We start from the raw sequence: 2,594 nt of genomic DNA, 5'->3' as shown, positions 1-2,594 counted from the left end.
AGTTAACAGAAATAAAAACAAGATTACAGAACAAAACACTACGGTTAGGTTGTAATCCCAATATATTATATATCATACAATTCCATTTCCATCAATTAATATGCTGTAATATAGGCTGTATGTTCACATAAATTTCAAAAACAACCCTATAATTTATTATCTTCTCCCTTATTCAACAACCATAAACTCCCAAAACATTTTCTCATCGTCACACCATTCATTGTACACAGTCATATAATTTGCATTAAGGAAACTTTTATGTTCAAATGAAATCATCACATAACATATCTAAATGTATTGAAATAATGAGTAAGAATAAGGTGAACACTACTATGAATAAAAATATATCAAAAGATGAACAAGTCCCTTCTCAAAGTACAACAGTTCAATCCGCTCATTTAGCGTTAAGTGGACAAACAAAAGGATTTAAAAGACTGTTACCATTCTTAGGCCCTGCTTTTATCGCATCAGTTGCTTATATTGATCCTGGGAATTTTGCAACGAATATTGCTGCTGGATCCCAATATGGGTATTTATTACTTTGGGTAATACTCGCTTCTAATTTAATGGCTGTATTAATCCAAACTTTATCAGCTAAATTAGGAATCGCTACTGGAAGAAACCTTCCTGAAGTAGCTCGTGAAAACTTCCCCAAACCAGTTTCCATCGGTTTATGGATACAAGGGGAACTCGTTATTATGGCTACAGATTTAGCTGAATTTATCGGGGCAGCACTTGGCTTATACTTACTATTTGGAATTCCGATGTTACCAGCTGCTTTAATTACAGCGGTTGGATCATTTATTATTCTTGAATTTCAACGCAGAGGCTTTCGTCCATTAGAAGCTATTATTACAGGGATGATTTTTATCGTTGTTATCGCTTTTGGTATCCAAGTCTTTTACGCAAAACCGGAATTAAGCCCTCTTCTTTCAGGACTATTTACTCCAAAATTCCAAGGTGTGGATAGCATCTTATTAGCAGCTGGAATTTTAGGCGCGACAGTAATGCCGCACGCAATTTATTTACATTCGGCCTTAACGCAGCGCCGCGTAGTCGGAACAAATGATGAACAAAAGAAAAAGATTTTCCGCTTCGAATTCATTGACATTATTATTGCGATGGTTATCGCTGGAGCTATTAACGCAAGTATGCTAATTGTTGCTGCTGCACTATTCTTTAAAAATGGTCTACATGTTGAAGATCTTGATGTTGCTTTCAATCAATTTAGTAATTTAGTCGGTCCTGTATCCGCTGCTTTATTTGGAATTGGACTCTTATCAGCCGGATTATCTAGCTCTTCTGTCGGTACAATGTCCGGTGATATTATTATGCAAGGATTCATTCGCATGCATATTCCGTTATATTTACGCCGATTTATAACGATGATTCCGCCTCTCGTTATTATCGCTTTAGGCGTAAACCCAACTTACGCTCTTGTAATGAGCCAAGTTGTATTATCATTCGGTATTGCGTTTGCATTAGTACCACTTATTATGTTTACAAGTAATAAAAAGATTATGGGCGCACTCGTTAACCACCGTATAACAACATTCATCGCATGGTTAATCGCTGCACTCGTTATCGTTTTAAATATTTTCTTACTGTATCAAACATTTGTTGGTTAATGAAAAAGGGTATTCCAATTTTAATTTGGAATACCTTTTTTCATTTCGAAAATAAAGTGGCAATCCTTCCGCAATAAACATACTCGTATTGGATGGGTCCTGTCTCTGATGATGAATATGTAAATGTGGTTCACTGGAACTTACCGAGTCACCGACTTGAGCAAGAGCCTCCCCTCCATTTACGTATTGGCCTTCTTTAACTTTAATTGAACCTTTCTTTAAGTGGGCGAGAAATAAAAATGTTCCTGTTTCATCTAACCGTAAATAAATATGATTCCCCGCCATTGACTGAAAATCATCCTTACACCTTGAAAAATCTTTATTTTCAGATTAAATTATATAATAACAAATACATTCTAGTTTCATATGAACAGGAGTGAAGGCATGTTTCCTATATTAAAAACTGAGCGACTTATTTTACGAGAACTTACTGAAGAAGATGCACCGGGTATATTACATTGCTTTTCGAATACCGATGTCCTGCGCCATTATGGCCAAAAGCCATTACAAAATTTGGATCAAGTAAAACAAATCCTTAATAATTTTAAGTTGAGTTACAACGCAAGAAGCGGTATTAAATGGGGCATCGAATTAAAAGACAAGAAAGGGCTCATTGGAACAATTGGTTTTCACGATTGGTCTTCTGAGCATAAACGAGCAAATATAAGTTATGCCTTTCTCCCTGAACACTGGGGAAATGGATATGCCACTGAAGCGGTTTCTGAAGTTATATCATATGGTTTCCACACGCTACATTTAAAACGAATCGGTGCAATTGTCTTTCTTGAAAACGAAGCGTCAAATAAAGTGCTTTTAAAATTAGGATTTGAAAAAGAAGGTGTTCTGAAAAATTATATGTATCAAGATGATATTCCATATGATACGAATTTTTATTCTTTATTAAAATCGGTTTAATAGAAATTATATAAAAAAGAAACCTCACTCTTTGAACTGTACCCTATAAAA

At 35.2% G+C, this 2,594-nt stretch carries 2 protein-coding genes and 1 pseudogene; 2 read left to right on the top strand and 1 reads right to left on the bottom strand.

The window, feature by feature from the left end:
- Window positions 1-332 precede the first annotated feature (332 nt).
- Window positions 333-1,628 carry an Nramp family divalent metal transporter gene (locus tag AB3X48_RS20910; RefSeq protein ID WP_002158339.1) on the top strand — a complete coding sequence of 432 codons (1,296 nt, stop codon included), beginning with the start codon at window positions 333-335 and terminating at the stop codon, window positions 1,626-1,628.
- Here the strand turns inward: AB3X48_RS20910 and AB3X48_RS20905 are convergent.
- A pseudogene (locus AB3X48_RS20905) lies at window positions 1,602-1,931 on the bottom strand (M23 family metallopeptidase); the annotation flags it as partial. The gene AB3X48_RS20910 and the pseudogene AB3X48_RS20905 overlap by 27 nt on opposite strands.
- Before the next feature lie 81 nt (window positions 1,932-2,012).
- Between AB3X48_RS20905 and AB3X48_RS20900 the strand changes: the two are divergent.
- Window positions 2,013-2,543 (top strand): GNAT family N-acetyltransferase, encoded by a 531-nt coding sequence (locus AB3X48_RS20900; protein ID WP_002202421.1) that lies wholly within the window; start codon window positions 2,013-2,015, stop codon window positions 2,541-2,543.
- The last annotated feature ends 51 nt before the right edge of the window (window positions 2,544-2,594 follow it).

Source organism: Bacillus sp. S4 (assembly GCF_040838205.1).
Classification (GTDB): domain Bacteria; phylum Bacillota; class Bacilli; order Bacillales; family Bacillaceae_G; genus Bacillus_A; species Bacillus_A cereus_U.
The sequence above is the reverse complement of the archived record's forward strand: the minus strand, read 5'-3'. Positions and strand labels throughout refer to the sequence as shown.

Excerpts from the sequence above, each read along its gene's own strand:
- AB3X48_RS20910 (WP_002158339.1), top strand. The coding sequence starts at position 333 with ATGAATAAAAATATATCAAAAGATGAACAAGTCCCTTCTCAAAGTACA.
- AB3X48_RS20900 (WP_002202421.1), top strand. The coding sequence starts at position 2,013 with ATGTTTCCTATATTAAAAACTGAGCGACTTATTTTACGAGAACTTACT.